The sequence below is a fragment of the Streptomyces sp. NPDC107765 genome, assembly GCF_055657085.1.
In genome coordinates this window covers 62,382-75,240 of the sequence record NZ_JBVKBL010000014.1, presented here as the reverse complement: position 1 = coordinate 75,240, position 12,859 = coordinate 62,382, and the positions used below count along the sequence as shown (strand labels likewise).

The window sequence follows — 12,859 nt, the reverse complement described above, 5'->3', positions numbered from 1 at the left end:
CCGCCGTTCCCCGGCCGCCGGGTGCCGCCCTGTGTGATCCTTTCCGGGTCGCCGTCGTCCGACCCGAAGGTCCGAGGAACCGATGGATCTGCTGTCCCTGCGGTACTTCCGGGTCGTCGCGCGCCGGGAACACATCAGCCGGGCCGCCGAGGAACTCCGGGTGGCCCAGCCCTCGGTGAGCCGGACCATCGCCCGCCTCGAAGCCGAACTGGGCCTGCCGCTCTTCGACCGGCAGGGCCGGGCGATCCGGCTCAACCGCCACGGCGCCGCCTTCCTCGCCCGGGTGGAACGGGCCCTGGACGAACTCGACGACGCCCGCCGGGAGATGGCCGACGCCGCGGGGCTCGACAGCGGCAGCGTCACCATCGCCGCGGAGACCCTGCTGCCGCTGACCGAACTGCTGGCCGGCTTCCGCGCCGCCCACCCCGACGTGACCGTCCGCTGCTTCCAGTCCACCCCCGACCTGATGCGCGAACACCTGCGCACCCGTGAGGTGGACTTCTGCGTCGCCTCGCAACCGCTGACCGGGGCCGGGCTCGGCGCGATCCGGCTGCTGCACGAGGAGGTGCTGCTCGCGGTCCCGGCGGCCCATCCGCTGGCCGCCCGGGAACGGGTGGCGGTGGCCGACCTCGCCGACGAGCCCTTCATCACCACCCGCCCCGGACACTGGCAACGCGCCCTGCTGGAGCGGCTGTTCACCACCATCGGCCGCCATCCGGTCATCGGCTGCGAGGGCGACGAACCCGGCGCCACCCACTTCCTCGTCATCGCCGGCCTCGGCATCGGCCTGATGCCCTCCATCGCCCGCGCCGACCTGACCGCCGCCCCGCTGGCCTGGCTGCGCATCGACGCCCCCGACTGCGTACGGATCCTGAGCCTGGTGCGCCGCGAGGACAGCTATCTCTCCGCGGCGGCCACCCGCTTCCGCGACCTCGCCGTCTCACACTTCGCCGAACGGGCCCGGCGGGCCCGCGGGATGGTCTAGGACTTCCGGGCGAACGGGCCGGTGCCGTACCCGTGCACGGAGATCGCCACCTCGTGGGCCGAAGGGCAGTCCGCCGGCGAGGGGAGGAAGTCGTGGCAGCCGGCGGCCAGTTGGCGCAGCACGCCCTGCTGACAGGCCCGCGCCAGCCGGTCCGCCTCGACGGCCGACAGCCGCACCCCCGGCCGCAGCTCGACATGGACGACCGGCCGGGACTCCAGCTCACCGCCGGCCGGCGCCACACAGAAGCCCGCGATCAGCCCGGCCAGCGGATTGTCCTCGTACAGCCCGTGTGCGACGTCCTGCGGATTGATGAGGGCCCCCAGGGAAGATGCCAAAACGTCCGTCCATGCGTCATCGACATACTCGGGGCCCGGCGCGGGGGCGTCATGAGCTGAGCTACTCAGGTGTCCGGGTGAGTATTCCGGCCGGACGCCGCTACGCCTCCCCGGCCGCCGGGTCCGCCAGGCCGAACGCGGACAGCAGCCGTTCGGCCGCCAGCGTCGCGGTGATCTCACCGTCCCGCACCGCCCGCTCGACCTCCGGGCCCAGCCGGCGCACCTCGGGATGCTCCTGGAGGCGGTCGATGAGGCGTTCGCGGACCATCGACCACGTCCAGTCGACCTGCTGGGTGCGGCGCCGCTCGGCCAGCGCACCGGTCGATTCGAGCAGGGTGCGGTGCTGCTCGACGCGTTCCCAGACCGCCTTCAGACCGGTGCCCTCGCGGGCGCTGCAGGTCAGCACGGGCGGCGTCCAGACCGCGTCCGGCGACTGCAGCAGTCGCAGCGCACCGGCGAGTTCGCGGGCCGCGGACCGGGCGTCCCGCTCGTGCGGGCCGTCGGCCTTGTTCACCGATACCAGGTCCGCCAGCTCCAGCACGCCCTTCTTGATGCCCTGGAGCTGGTCGCCGGTGCGGGCCAGGGTCAGCAGCAGGAACGTGTCGACCATGTTGGCCACGGTCGTCTCCGACTGGCCGACCCCCACCGTCTCCACCAGCACCACGTCATAACCCGCGGCCTCCATCACGACGATGGACTCGCGGGTGGCGCGCGCCACCCCGCCCAGCGTCCCGGAGGTGGGGGAGGGGCGGACGAACGCCGCCGGGTCGGTCGCCAGCCGCTCCATCCGGGTTTTGTCACCCAGGATGGAGCCGCCGGTCCGGCTGGACGACGGGTCGACGGCGAGCACCGCCACCCGGTGCCCCATCCCGGTCAGCAGCGTCCCCAGCGCGTCGATGAAGGTCGACTTGCCGACACCGGGCACCCCGCTGATGCCCACCCGGCGGGCCGCACCGGAGTACGGCAGCAGCTCGACCAGCAGCCGCTGGGCCGCCGCCCGGTGGTCGGCACGGGTGGACTCGACCAGGGTGACGGCCCGGGCGATCCAGGCCCGGGAACCCGCCCGGACCCCTTGGGCGTACCGTTCGACGTCGATCGTCGCAGGCATGTCCCCCCGCTCTACAGCTCGTGGCCGAGGACCGACGCCAGGTCCTTCACCAGGTCGTGCGCGGCATCCGGGATCACCGTGCCGGGCAGGAACACCGCGGCCGCGCCCATGTCGCGCAGCGGCTGCACGTCCTGCGGCGGGATCACCCCGCCCACCACGATCGTGATGTCCTCCCGTTCCTCCGCCGCCAGTGCTTCCTTCAGCGCCGGCACCAGGGTGAGGTGACCGGCGGCGAGGGAGGACACCCCGACGATGTGCACATCCGCCTCGACCGCCTGGCGGGCCACCTCGGCCGGGGTCTGGAACAGCGGGCCGACGTCCACGTCGAAGCCCAGGTCGGCGAAGGCCGTGGCGATCACCTTCTGGCCGCGGTCATGGCCGTCCTGGCCCATCTTGGCCACCAGGATGCGCGGCCGGCGCCCCTCGGCCCGCTCGAACTCGGCCACCAGCGCCCGGGTGCGCTCCACACCGGAGGAGGGGCCCGCTTCGTCTCGGTACACACCCGAGATCGTACGGATCTGGCCGGAGTGCCGCCCGTAGACCTCCTCCAGGGCGTCCGAGATCTCCCCGACGGTCGCCTTGGCCCGGGCCGCGTCCACCGCCAGCGCCAGCAGGTTGCCCTCAAGTCCCGTGCCGGGACCGGACTTCGCCGCGGCGGTCAGCGCCCGCAGCGCGTCCTGGCAGGCTGCCTCGTCGCGCTCGGCCCGCAGCCGCCTGAGCTTCTCGATCTGCTGGGCGCGGACCGCGGAGTTGTCGACCTTGAGGACCTCGATCTCCTCGTCGCTGGCCACCCGGTACTTGTTGACGCCGATCAGCGCCTGCCGCCCGGAGTCGATCCGCGCCTGGGTACGGGCCGCGGCCTCCTCCACCCGCAGCTTCGGGATGCCCGCGTCGATCGCCTTGGCCATCCCGCCGGCCGCCTCGACCTCCTCGATGTGCTGCCAGGCCCGGCGCGCCAGGTCGTACGTGAGCTTCTCGACGTAGGCGCTGCCGCCCCACGGGTCGATCACCCGGCAGGTGCCCGACTCCTGCTGGAGGAACAGCTGGGTGTTCCGGGCGATCCGCGCCGAGAAGTCGGTGGGCAGGGCGAGCGCCTCGTCGAGGGCGTTGGTGTGCAGCGACTGGGTGTGTCCCTGGGTCGCCGCCATCGCCTCCACACAGGTACGGGTGACGTTGTTGAACACGTCCTGCGCGGTCAGCGACCAGCCCGAGGTCTGCGAATGGGTGCGCAGCGAAAGGGACTTGGGGTTCTTCGGCTCGAAGCGCTGGACCAGCCGGGCCCACAGCAGTCGGGCCGCGCGCAGCTTGGCGATCTCCATGAAGAAGTTCATGCCGATCGCCCAGAAGAAGGACAGCCGCGGCGCGAACGCGTCCACGTCCATCCCGGCCGCCAGCCCCGCCCGCAGGTACTCCACACCGTCCGCGAGGGTGTACGCCAGCTCCAGGTCGGCCGTCGCACCGGCCTCCTGGATGTGGTAGCCGGAGATCGAGATGGAGTTGTAGCGCGGCATCTTCTGCGAGGTGTACGCGAAGATGTCGGAGATGATCCGCATCGACGGCTGCGGCGGATAGATGTAGGTGTTGCGGACCATGAACTCCTTGAGGATGTCGTTCTGGATGGTCCCGGCCAGCTTCTCGGGCGGTACGCCCTGCTCCTCGGCGGCCACGATGTACAGCGCCAGCACGGGCAGCACCGCGCCGTTCATCGTCATCGACACCGTCATCTTGTCCAGCGGGATGCCCTCGAAGAGCTGCCGCATGTCGTAGATGGAGTCGATGGCGACACCCGCCATGCCGACGTCACCGGTCACCCGCGGGTGGTCGCTGTCGTAGCCGCGGTGGGTGGGCAGGTCGAAGGCGACCGACAGGCCCTTCTGACCGGCCGCCAGATTGCGGCGGTAGAAGGCGTTGGACTCCTCCGCCGTGGAGAAGCCGGCGTACTGCCGGATCGTCCAGGGCTGGTTGACGTACATCGTCGGGTACGGGCCGCGCAGGTACGGCGCGATACCCGGGTACGTGCCCAGGAAGTCGACGCCCGCCAGATCGTCCTCGGTGTACAGCGGCTTGACGTCGATGCCCTCCGGCGTCTCCCACGTCAGGTCGGCAAGTCCCTTGCCGGTGGCCGCCTCCACGGCCCGTGCCCACTGCTCCGCCCCGGCCGCGCCGTCCGCCGCGGCCGGTCCGCCCAGCTCGACGGTGCTGAAGTCTGGGATGGCGCCGGCCTGTTGCGTTGCTTCCTGCATCTCGGTCATCCCGCCACCTCCATGACGTCCAGGGCCGAGGACAGCACCTCGACCGCGTCGCAGCCCGCGAAGACGAACGCGTCCACCCCGGCCGCCACGAATTCCTCCCGGCGCTCACCCGGCCGGCCGGCCAGGAACACCCGCACCGCACCCGCCGCCTTCAGCGCCGCCGCCACCGCGGCCGCCTGCTCGCCGTAGACCGCATCGCTCGAACACAGCGCGGCGATCCGCGCACCGCTGCGGGCGAACGCCTCGGTCACCGACTCGGCGTCGACGGCCACCGGTTCCTGCACGGTCTCGATGCCGCCCGCCTGGAACAGGTTGGCGGCGAACGCCACCCGCGCGGTGTGCGCCGCGACCGGGCCCAGCGCGGCCAGGAACACCTTCGGCCGGGCCCCGGTCGCCGCCAGATGGGCGTCCGAGCGGGCCCGCAGCGCCTCGTACGCATCGTCCCTGCGCACCCTCGGCAGCCCACCGGACACCGGCGCGGGCGCCGGCTCGCGCTCCACCGGCGCCTCGGCGAGGAACGGGAACTCGCTGACGCCGGTGATCGGTTCGCGGCGGTGCGCCAGGTCCTCGCTGCGGCGCGCCCAGGTCCGCGCCAGCCGCTCGCGGAGCATCCCGGAGCGCAGCGCCGCGGCCTGACCGCCCGCGGCCTCGATCTCCTGGAAGAACGCCCAGCCCGCCCGGGCGAGTTCGTCGGTCAGCTGCTCCACGTACCAGGAGCCGCCCGCCGGGTCGATCACCTTCGACAGGTGCGACTCCTCCAGCAGCACCGACTGGGTGTTGCGGGCGATCCGCCGGGCGAAGGCGTCGGACAGGCCGAGCGCCGCGTCGAACGGCAGCACCGTCACCGCGTCCGCACCGCCGACCCCCGCCGACAGCCCGGCGACCGTGGTGCGCAGCATGTTCACCCACGGGTCCCGACGGGTCATCATCACCGGCGAGGTCACCGCGTGCTGGACCTGCGCGGAGGCCCCGGGCGCGGCTCCGCACACCTCCGCGACCCGCGCCCACAGCCGGCGGGCCGCGCGCAGCTTGGCGATGGTCAGGAACTGGTCCGCGGTCGCGGCGTAACGGAACTCCAGCTGCCGGCAGGCGTCGTCGATGCCCACCCCGGCCGCGGTCAGGTGCCGCAGATAGGCCACACCGGTGGCGAGGGAGGCGCCGAGCTCCTCGGCCGCCGAGCCGCCCGCCTCGTGGTACGGCAGCGCGTCGACGGCCAGCGCCCGTACCCCGGGCGCCTCCGCGAGGCAGCGCCCGGCAAGCCGGGCCGCCGCCTCCAGCTGCACCCGCAGCTTGCTGTCATCACCGGTACGCGCCAGCAGCCCCAGCGGATCGGCGCCCAGCGCGCCCGTGGCCTCGGCCGCCGGCACTCCGGCCGCGGTGTACAGGCGCAGCAACTCCTCGGCGGCCGGGGCGAAATCGGCGCCCGCGTCCAGCACCACCGCGGCCAGGTCCAGATAGACGCCCTTCAGCGCCTCCGCAAGACCGGCCACCGGCACCCCGCCGTGCCCGACGGTCAGCCAGACCGAGGTGACGCCGTTCTCCAGATCGGCGAGCACCGCTTCGTTGGCGCGCCGCGGATCGGTGTGCACCTGGCGCTGGCGTACGTCCCAGCCGGCGACGGTCGTGCCCTCGGGCCGGCCACCCCGTACGAAGGGCGGGAACCCGGGGCGGCCCGGGGCGGCTGCACCGTCCTCGGCGGTGTAGAGCGGGCGGACGCGGATCCCGTCCTGGAGATCCGTGGCGAGCGCGTCCTCGGCGGCGGCACCCGTCGCCTCCGTGACGCCCGATTTGCGCAGCACGCCTTCGACAAGGCGCTGCCACTGCTCGCGATCGGCATCCGGGAAGGCCGCGGCCAGGGGGAGTTCGGTGGACTCGGCGGTCATGGCAGCAGGCTAGGCGAACGACCGTTAGCTGGAGCAGGGGCTCCGGCTGTGACGTTGCACTCGTTGACCACCCCCGCATGTTCGTATCTATGCGTCGCTGACCGGTTCTGTACGGTGATCCCGGACACCCGACGACCCCGGAGACCGACCGAGGAGCACGATGTCCAGGGCGCCGCACCGCCGCACCACGGCCCTCGCCGCCCTGCTCCTGGCCGTCGCCGCGCTGCTGTGGGCACTGCCCGGGTCCGACGGCTCCCGCCGGGCGGCCGGCTGCACCGGACGCCGGATCGCCTCCTGGTCGGTCGATTCCCGGCAAACCGCCGCATTCGCCCGCTACGGCAACGACAACACCCGCACCGACGACTGGACCGGCGGCGACGGCACCCACTCGGTGCGCCTCCCCGACGGCCGCACGCTCTGGCTCTTCTCCGACACCTTCCTCGACCGCATCCAGCCGCCCCCCAACCCGCAGGGGCAACACAGCCGTTGGCGCACCACCGACCACGGCGGCACCCCGTACCTCCGGCACAACTCCCTGGTGGTGACCGACCGTTCGGGCCGGCCGGAACGCACCCTGACCGGCGGCACCCCGACCGCACCCGGCCCGTACTTCCCCGACCCGCCCGGCGGCGGCTGGCGCTGGCCGGTCCAGGCGCGGGTCGAGCCCCGGACGCCCGGCGCCGCCGAGCGCGTGGTCCGGGTGCTGCTGTGGCGCCGGGCACCCGGCACCGGACCGTGGATCTTCGGGATGCCGTACGGCACCGAGGTCGCCACCCTCTCGCTGCCCGGCCTGCACCTGGAACGCATCGACGAAACCGTCGGCCCGGACGCCACCGCCGACCCCGGGCGGCGCGTGCTCTACGGCGCCGCGGCCGTCCGGGCCGGCCGCTGGACCTACGTCTACGGCGCCGACGACCCGCCCTCCACACTCGCCTCCCGCGCCTACCTCGCCCGGGTCCCGGTGGGCCGGCTCGCGGACCGCGGCAGCTGGCGCTTCTGGGACGGCGCCCACTGGCAGCCACGGGCCGGCCGGGCCGCACCGGTGCTGCGGGACGGCGGCCGCCGCGGCGTCGGCAGCGCCTTCACCGTCGTCCGCGACGGCGGCGGCACCTCCCGGACCTGGGTGCTGTTCACCATGGACACCGGGGGCGGCGGCACCGCCGGGATGCGCACCCTCACCAGCTACTGGGCCTGCGCACCCGAGGGCCCCTGGCACGGCCCGCACGGCCGGATCACCCCACCCCGGCCACCCGCCCCCGACCCGCAGTACGTCGTCGCCTACAACCCGCAGGCCCACCCCGGATCCACCGCGGACGGCAGCCTGCGGCTCAGCTACGACATCAACTGGCTCGGACCGCCCGGCGTCCCGGCCGACCCGCACGTCAACGGCGACGTCGACCTCTACCGGCCGCGCTTCCTCCGCGTCACGATGGCGGACACCGCACCCTGAGGGCCGGCGCGGCGGGCCTCAACTCCCGTGCCGCTGGCGCCACTTGCGGGCCTGCTCGTCGACGTCGAACGGCACCAGATGCAGCGGCGGGCCCTCCAGGGGAGTGCGCAGCGCGGCGCGGATCCGCTCGTTGACCGCCGTCAGGATGCGCCGCAGCGCCGCCTCGGTCGGCGCGTTCGCGGCCGCCTCGCGCGCCTCCTCGGCCTCCTTGCGCAACACCAGGCTCGGCGGCAGGTAGGAGAGGTGCTCCCGCTGCATCTTCTCCTTGATCCACCACATCTCGTCATACGGCTGATCGAGGTGCGGAAGGGGCTTGCCGGCCCCGGGGAGGTCGGCGAAATCGCCGCGCTCCGTCGCCTCGCGGATCTGCTTGTCGACCCAGCTCTCGAAGCGGACTCCGGGTGGTTCGCGCTCGGACATCGCGGAGACTCCCCACGTCGCGGCTCTTGCCCCGGCCTGTGATCAGCCTACGCCGCCGCCCCCCGTACCGCCGCTGCCGCCCGGCGCGGTCGGGCTGGGCTGGACGATCGGGAAGGCGTTGTTCCCGCCGCACACCATGGGGCCGACCCGGACCGTGTCGCCCACCAGGGTCACCATCACCTGGTCCGGCGGCTTGTTCCCCGGCACCCGGGCGTTGGCCGCGGTGCACACCAGCTGGTTGAGCGAGGCGGAGTCCAGCAGCTTGACGTTCATCGGCAGGTGGATCACGACCGTGCCCTCGCCGGTGGCGGCGGTCAGCGGGCCCGGGAACTTCGGCAGCACGCTGGACAGGCCGCGCATCCGCTCGGCGTGGTTGGGCCCCTCCATCAGCAGCGACAGCGCCTGGTCCGGGTCGACCGGGGCCTTCGCCGGCCGGGTCGCCGACCGCAGACCGGACGGCCCGTAGAAGAACAGCTGGACATCGGCCGCGGGCTCGCCCGGCGACTTCACCCCGGAGGCGGGCTCACCGGCGTCGATCACATCGGTGGGCGCGATACCGCAGCCGGCCAGTGCCCCGGCCAGCGCACCGCTGACCACACCGCCCAGCACCCGCCGCCGGGCCCCGGGCGTGCGCGGGGCGTTCCGGCCGTTCATGACGCTCATCCGTCGTTCTCCTCGCCGGCCGCCCGGGCCCCTTCGGTCCCGTCCGCCCCGTCCGTCCTGCCCGGACCGTCCGCCCCGGCCGTGCTGCCGGGCCCGCCCGGCTCGTCCTGGCGCAGCGGGAGGTCCACGGTGAACACCGCGCCGCCCTCGGGAGAGTTGGCCGCCCGCATCACGCCGCCGTGCAGCCGTACGTTCTCCATCGCGATGGCCAGTCCCAGACCGCTGCCCTCCGAACGGGCCCGGGCCGAGTCCGCCTTGTAGAAGCGCTCGAAGACGTGCGGCAGGACCTCGGGGTCTATCCCCGGACCGCTGTCGCGGACCTCGATCAGCAGCCGGTCCGCGCCCGGCTCCGGGGCGTGCAGCACCACCCGCACCGGCTCGCCACCGTGGTGCAGCGCATTGCCGACCAGGTTGGCGACCACCACGTCGAGCCGCCGCGGATCGAGCTGGGCCCGGACGTCCTCGGGCAGCTCCGCGGCCACCCGCTTCTGCCAGGCCCGGGCCTGCAGCGTCTTGCGGATGGTCTCGGCGACATCGACCTCGTCCAGATGGAGCGCCGCGGCGCCCGCGTCGAACCGGGAGACCTCCATCAGGTCCTCCACCATCCGCGCCAGCTTGCCGGTCTCCTGGCTGATCAGCCGGACCGCGGAGGCGGTGTCCGGGTCCAGGGAGTCGGCGTCCTCGTCGAGCACGTCGGTCACCGCGGTCATCGCCGCCAGCGGCGTGCGCAGCTCGTGCGAGACATCGGCCGCGAACCGCCGGGAGTTGGCTTCCAGGCGGCGCAGCTCGGCCATGCTCTCCTCCAGCCGGGCCGCCATGTCGTTGAACGTGCGGGAGAGGTCGGCGAGTTCGTCGGCGCCCTTGACCTCCAGCCGGGTGTCCAGTTTGCCCTCGGCGATCCGCCCGGCGGCCTGCCGCAGCCCGCGCACCGGCCGCAGCACCCCGCGCGCGGCGAGCAGCGCCGGGATCACCGCGAGGATCAGCACCGGCAGGGCACCCCGCTGGGCCGCGGTGACCAGCGCCTCGACGTTGGACTCCTCGGCGCTGAGCGGCAGTTGGGCGTAGACGGACAGCGCGGACGCCTGGCCGTCGGACTGCCGGACCGGCATGCCGATCAGCAGCCAGGGGGACCCCGCGCGGTTGATCCGCTGGAAGGCCGGGACGTGCCGCTTCTCCACCGACGCCTTCAGGTCGGCCGGGATCACCACACTGCGCTGCAGCCCGCCCTCGTCGCTGTCCGGAACACCGCGATAATGTACGGAAATGTCCCATTCGCGGGATTTGCCGGAGCGTTCCAGCTGCACCCGGAAGTTGTCCAGGTCCGCCTGCGTCGGCGGCACCGTCAGCTCCGGCGCGAGCGAGTTCACCTGCGCCCGCAGATCGTTCACCGCGATGTCCTGGGACCGCTGCAGAATGGCGTTACGGGCCTCGCGGTACGTCAGCAACGCCGTGGTCAGCGCACTGACGGCCGCCACCACCAGGAACCCCACGACGAGCCGCGCCCGCAGACCACGCAGCAGGGTGCGCGACGGCACCCGGCCGGCGAGGCGGTTCACAGCGGACCGAAGCGGTAACCGAAACCGCGCACGGTCTGGACGTAACGGGGGCTGCGCGGGGTGTCCTCTATCTTCGTCCGCAGCCGCATCACACAGGCGTCCACCAGCCGCGCATCGCCGTGGTAGCTGTGCTCCCACACATGCTCCAGCAACTGCTGGCGGCTGAAGACCTGCCCCGGCGTCGCGGACAGGAACAGCAGCAGCTTCATCTCCGAGGGCGCCAGCGCCAGATCCTTGCCGCCCTTGGCGACGACCAGACCGGCCCGGTCGATGGCCAGTTCGCCGTAGGTCTCGACCGGCGCGGGCCCCGGCTCCACGGCCGGGGCCCCGTCGGCGGGCAGCGCCGTACGGCGCAGCACCGCCCGGATGCGCGCCTCCAGCACCTCACCACGGGCCGGTTTGACGATGTAGTCGTCCGCCCCCGCCTCCAGCCCGAGCACCACGTCCAGATCGTCGCCGCGGGCGGTGAGCATGATGATCGGCAGCTGCCGCTCGGCGCGGATCAGCCGGCACACCTCGAAACCGTCCTTGCCGGGGAGCATCAGATCCAGCAGCACGATGTCCGGGCGGAACCCGGGCAGCGCCGCCAGACCCTCCTCGCCGCTGGCCGCGGCCGCCACTTCGTGGCCGCGCCGCCGTAGCGCGAGGGACACTCCGTCCCGTACGGCGGCGTCGTCCTCGATCAGAAGTACTCGTGGCATGGCTCCAGTATCAATAAGTTTCATGATGGATCCGTAACAGGAGCAGCCTTCCCGGCCCGGGACGCATCTGTCGTGGTGAAGACGGCGGATGCCTCCGGGCACCCGCCGTCCGACGGACACCGGCACGGCATAGGGGACGGGATCGGGATGGCTCGGCGCTTCGGTATCGAGGGCGGCATCATCACAGTGGTGGCGGCGGCGGTGGTGTCGCTGGGGATCGTCGGGGCGGTCGCCTCCGGCCAACTCGGCGGTCCGTCCAAGGCCGAGGCGGACACCCTCGGCCGGCAGACCGCGCGGGCACCGAAGATCGCCCCCGTCGACCCGTCCATCGTGCACGCCTCCGACCGCCCCGGCCGCAGCCTGAACATCACCATCGACGACGGCCCGGACCCGGTCTGGACCCCCAAGGTCCTCGAAGTGCTGAAGAAGCACGACGTCAAGGCCGTCTTCTGCATGATCGGCCCGCAGGCCAGGGCCCACCCCGACCTGGTCAAGCAGGTGGTGGCCGCCGGGCACAAGCTCTGCGACCACACCGTCAGCCACAACACCGGCATGGACCACCAGCCGGAGAGCTACCAGTCGCAGCAGATCCTCGACGCCCAGAAGATGATCGAGGATGCGGCGGGCGGCGCGAAGGTCGAGTACTACCGCGCGCCCGGCGGCGCCTTCACCCCCTACAGCCGGAAGCTGGCCGCCACCCACGGCATGCGCCCGCTCGGCTGGAACGTCGACAGCAAGGACTTCGAGAGCGGCAGCGTCGCGGCGATCGAGGCCACCGTCCACGGGGAGGTCGGCAACGGGCCCACCGTCCTCTTCCACGACGGCGGCGGCAATCGCGCCCTCACCGTCGCGTCGCTGGACCGCCTGCTGCCGTGGATGAAGCAGCAGGGGTACGGGTTCGGCTTCCCGAAGCGCTGACGCACCCCCTCCTCAAGCCGTGAAGCGGCCGTCGCCCCGGGGAATGCCCCGGGGCGACGGCCGTTCTGCGAGCCGGCGGCGCCGGTGACGTCACGGCGCGGTCGGCCCAGTCTGTGGTGGGCGGTGGGCGTTCGGCGGTTCTGGCGGCCAGTGGCCGGCTACGCCGCGCCGAACAGCTCGGCGAGCCCGCGGTCCATGCCCAGGTAGGCGAGTTCACTGCCGGCCGGCACGGCCTCGTACGACCGGTCCAGGAACCGCCGCACGTCCGCCGTGTCCAACTGCACCATCGCGACGCCCTCGTCCGCGTGGAACTCCATCACCGTGCGGTCCGCACCGCACGGCCGCACCCGCACGTCGCCCCGCCCGGCCGGCGCCCGCAGCCCCTCCGCCAGCAGCTCACGCGCGAACGCCCAGTCCACCGCCGAGCCGTCCAGGGAAATCTCCGGCGGGAAGGACATCCGTACGGCCAGCGGGTCGGCGGGCTGGTAGTGCAACACCGCGGGCACCGCGTACGGGCCGAGGGTGGTGGCGATGAGACGGACCTGGACGGCGTGGTCGATGACGGTGTTCATCGCGCTGCTCCCTCAC

General features: G+C 73.1%; 12 protein-coding genes. 3 read left to right on the top strand and 9 right to left on the bottom strand.

The window, feature by feature from the left end; all coding sequences use genetic code 11:
• Positions 1-82: 82 nt before the first annotated feature.
• Entirely contained in the window at positions 83-985 is a 903-nt protein-coding gene (locus ACZ7MX_RS29550) for a LysR family transcriptional regulator (protein ID WP_472136388.1), read from the top strand.
• Here ACZ7MX_RS29550 and ACZ7MX_RS29545 read toward each other — a convergent pair.
• The 4 genes from ACZ7MX_RS29545 to mutA form a co-directional block, all read right to left on the bottom strand.
• On the bottom strand, positions 982-1,320 hold the full coding sequence (locus ACZ7MX_RS29545) for a coenzyme f390 synthetase (RefSeq protein ID WP_472136386.1): 339 nt from the start codon (positions 1,318-1,320) through the stop codon (positions 982-984). The two genes, ACZ7MX_RS29550 and ACZ7MX_RS29545, sit on opposite strands and share 4 nt — an antisense overlap.
• A 100-nt stretch (positions 1,321-1,420) precedes the next feature.
• The gene (gene meaB, locus ACZ7MX_RS29540) at positions 1,421-2,428 is read right to left on the bottom strand and encodes a methylmalonyl Co-A mutase-associated GTPase MeaB (RefSeq protein ID WP_472136384.1); all 1,008 of its coding nucleotides are present in this window, start codon (positions 2,426-2,428) and stop codon (positions 1,421-1,423) included.
• 11 nt (positions 2,429-2,439) lie between these two features.
• Positions 2,440-4,671 carry a methylmalonyl-CoA mutase gene (gene scpA, locus ACZ7MX_RS29535; RefSeq protein WP_472136656.1) on the bottom strand — a complete coding sequence of 744 codons (2,232 nt, stop codon included), beginning with the start codon at positions 4,669-4,671 and terminating at the stop codon, positions 2,440-2,442.
• Between the two features lie 5 nt (positions 4,672-4,676).
• On the bottom strand, positions 4,677-6,563 hold the full coding sequence (mutA, locus tag ACZ7MX_RS29530) for a methylmalonyl-CoA mutase small subunit (RefSeq protein ID WP_472136382.1): 1,887 nt from the start codon (positions 6,561-6,563) through the stop codon (positions 4,677-4,679).
• Positions 6,564-6,723: 160 nt separating this feature from the next.
• Between mutA and ACZ7MX_RS29525 the strand changes: the two genes are divergently transcribed.
• The gene (locus ACZ7MX_RS29525; RefSeq protein WP_472136380.1) at positions 6,724-8,013 is read left to right on the top strand and encodes a DUF4185 domain-containing protein; all 1,290 of its coding nucleotides are present in this window, start codon (positions 6,724-6,726) and stop codon (positions 8,011-8,013) included.
• Positions 8,014-8,031: 18 nt separating this feature from the next.
• Here the strand turns inward: ACZ7MX_RS29525 and ACZ7MX_RS29520 are convergent, their stop codons facing one another.
• The 4 genes from ACZ7MX_RS29520 to ACZ7MX_RS29505 are packed head-to-tail and all read right to left on the bottom strand — an operon-like array spanning position 8,032 to position 11,353.
• The gene (locus ACZ7MX_RS29520) at positions 8,032-8,433 is read right to left on the bottom strand and encodes a DnaJ family domain-containing protein (protein ID WP_472136378.1); all 402 of its coding nucleotides are present in this window, start codon (positions 8,431-8,433) and stop codon (positions 8,032-8,034) included.
• Positions 8,434-8,475: 42 nt separating this feature from the next.
• Complete coding sequence (locus tag ACZ7MX_RS29515; protein ID WP_472136377.1) at positions 8,476-9,096, bottom strand: hypothetical protein; 621 nt, start codon at positions 9,094-9,096, stop codon at positions 8,476-8,478.
• Positions 9,093-10,652: an ATP-binding protein gene (locus ACZ7MX_RS29510; protein ID WP_472136375.1), complete on the bottom strand. Its 1,560-nt coding sequence runs from the start codon at positions 10,650-10,652 to the stop codon at positions 9,093-9,095. Before ACZ7MX_RS29510 ends, ACZ7MX_RS29515 begins: the two co-directional genes overlap by 4 nt.
• A complete protein-coding gene (locus tag ACZ7MX_RS29505; RefSeq protein WP_030415362.1) occupies positions 10,649-11,353 on the bottom strand; it encodes a response regulator transcription factor in 705 nt (234 codons plus the stop codon). Before ACZ7MX_RS29505 ends, ACZ7MX_RS29510 begins: the two co-directional genes overlap by 4 nt.
• A 147-nt stretch (positions 11,354-11,500) precedes the next feature.
• On the opposite strand from ACZ7MX_RS29505, the gene ACZ7MX_RS29500 reads away from it, so the two are divergent.
• The gene (locus ACZ7MX_RS29500) at positions 11,501-12,271 is read left to right on the top strand and encodes a polysaccharide deacetylase family protein (RefSeq protein WP_472136654.1); all 771 of its coding nucleotides are present in this window, start codon (positions 11,501-11,503) and stop codon (positions 12,269-12,271) included.
• Positions 12,272-12,429: 158 nt separating this feature from the next.
• On the opposite strand, the gene ssgD is transcribed toward ACZ7MX_RS29500, so the two are convergent.
• Positions 12,430-12,843, bottom strand: a complete 414-nt coding sequence (ssgD, locus tag ACZ7MX_RS29495; protein WP_472136373.1) for a spore wall synthesis regulator SsgD — start codon at positions 12,841-12,843, stop codon at positions 12,430-12,432.
• Positions 12,844-12,859 lie beyond the last annotated feature (16 nt).

Coding starts and splice junctions, on each gene's coding strand:
- ACZ7MX_RS29550 (WP_472136388.1), top strand. CDS start 83: ATGGATCTGCTGTCCCTGCGGTACTTCCGGGTCGTCGCGCGCCGGGAA.
- meaB (WP_472136384.1), bottom strand. CDS start 2,428: ATGCCTGCGACGATCGACGTCGAACGGTACGCCCAAGGGGTCCGGGCG.
- scpA (WP_472136656.1), bottom strand. CDS start 4,671: ATGCAGGAAGCAACGCAACAGGCCGGCGCCATCCCAGACTTCAGCACC.
- mutA (WP_472136382.1), bottom strand. CDS start 6,563: ATGACCGCCGAGTCCACCGAACTCCCCCTGGCCGCGGCCTTCCCGGAT.
- ACZ7MX_RS29525 (WP_472136380.1), top strand. CDS start 6,724: ATGTCCAGGGCGCCGCACCGCCGCACCACGGCCCTCGCCGCCCTGCTC.
- ACZ7MX_RS29520 (WP_472136378.1), bottom strand. CDS start 8,433: ATGTCCGAGCGCGAACCACCCGGAGTCCGCTTCGAGAGCTGGGTCGAC.
- ACZ7MX_RS29515 (WP_472136377.1), bottom strand. CDS start 9,096: ATGAGCGTCATGAACGGCCGGAACGCCCCGCGCACGCCCGGGGCCCGG.
- ACZ7MX_RS29505 (WP_030415362.1), bottom strand. CDS start 11,353: ATGCCACGAGTACTTCTGATCGAGGACGACGCCGCCGTACGGGACGGA.
- ACZ7MX_RS29500 (WP_472136654.1), top strand. CDS start 11,501: ATGGCTCGGCGCTTCGGTATCGAGGGCGGCATCATCACAGTGGTGGCG.
- ssgD (WP_472136373.1), bottom strand. CDS start 12,843: ATGAACACCGTCATCGACCACGCCGTCCAGGTCCGTCTCATCGCCACC.